The organism is Nocardiopsis lucentensis DSM 44048 (genome assembly GCF_000341125.1).
Lineage (GTDB): Bacteria > Actinomycetota > Actinomycetes > Streptosporangiales > Streptosporangiaceae > Nocardiopsis > Nocardiopsis lucentensis.
Genome location: NZ_ANBC01000041.1, coordinates 1 through 1,246, shown reverse-complemented (window position 1 = coordinate 1,246; position 1,246 = coordinate 1). Strand labels below are relative to the sequence as shown.

General features: G+C 73.3%; 1 pseudogene. It reads left to right on the top strand.

Going from position 1 to position 1,246, the window contains the following annotated elements:
- Nucleotides 1-148: 148 nt before the first annotated feature.
- Nucleotides 149-1,246: pseudogene (locus tag D471_RS0101195) on the top strand (glycosyltransferase family 1 protein); the annotation flags it as partial.

Sequence of the window (1,246 nt, the reverse complement as noted above, 5' to 3'; positions counted from 1 at the left end):
CTCGCCCTGGGCCCGGACCACGGCACCGGAGCCGGCCCCGGCGGCGACGGGTCCTCCCACTCCGCCGCCCAGACCGGCGCCGTCGGTTGACCCCCGACCGCGCCGACCGCCCCGCACGGGCAACCCGAAAGCATCCGAAGGGAAGAACGTGAGTACACCTCCTCCGCGCGCACTCCTGTACGGGGACGTGGACCTCAACATCATCGACGGTTCCGCGGTCTGGGCGCAGTCGATGGCGCAGGCCCTGGCCGCCGCCGGATGCGAGGTCACCCTCCTTCTGAAGGCGCCCGTGCGCACCGACCGGCTGACCGCGCCCCTGACGGACGTGCCCGGTGTCCGGCTGCTGCGGCCCTACGAGGACAAGCTTCTGCCCGACCTCGGGCCCAGGGGGCTCACCCCCGAACAGGCCGTCACCCTGATCACCGGCCAGGACGAGCGCAGGCGGTTCGACCTCGTGGTGGTGCGGGGCAGGCGCCTGGCGGGGCTGGCCGCGCAGGAGGAGTCCCTGTCCGGTCGGCTGTGGACCTACCTCACCGACTTCCCGCACGGCGTCGCGGAGTTCACCGCCACCGCCACCGCGGAGCTGACCGAGATCGCACTGGCCTCCCGGTTCCTGCTCTGCCAGACCGAGGAGCTGCGGGCCTTCCTGGAGTCGTCGGTGCCCGCCGCCTGCGGGCGCTCGGTCCTGTTCCCACCCGTGGTCGTGGTCCCCGACGACGTCCGCTCGGACGGAGAGGTGCACGCCCGCGCCCGTCTCGCCTACACGGGCAAGTTCGCGCCCAGGTGGAACACCCTGGAAATGACCGAGCTTCCGGGCGAGCTGTCACGGCTCGGCGTGGAGGCCGAGGTGGTGATGATCGGCGACAAGATCCACTCCGACCCGGCCGACTGGGCCAAGCGCATGCGCAGGGGCCTGGAGGACACCGACGGCGTGGACTGGCGCGGCGGCATGTCGCGCGCTGACGCGCTCCGTCAGGCCGCCGAGTGCGACTTCGGGCTCTCCTGGCGCGACCCGTCCATGGACGCCAGCCTCGAACTGTCCACCAAGGTCCTCGAACTGGGCGCGCTCGGCCTGCCGGTGGTCCTCAACCGCACCCCGATGCACGAGGCCATGCTGGGCGGGGACTACCCCCTCTTCGCGGGCACGGGGGTGGACTCGGTCGCCGCCGTCGTGGCCCGGGCCCACGCCGACCGCTCCGTCTACGCGGACGCGGCCGAGCGCTGCCGTCGGGCCGCGGCCGACCAC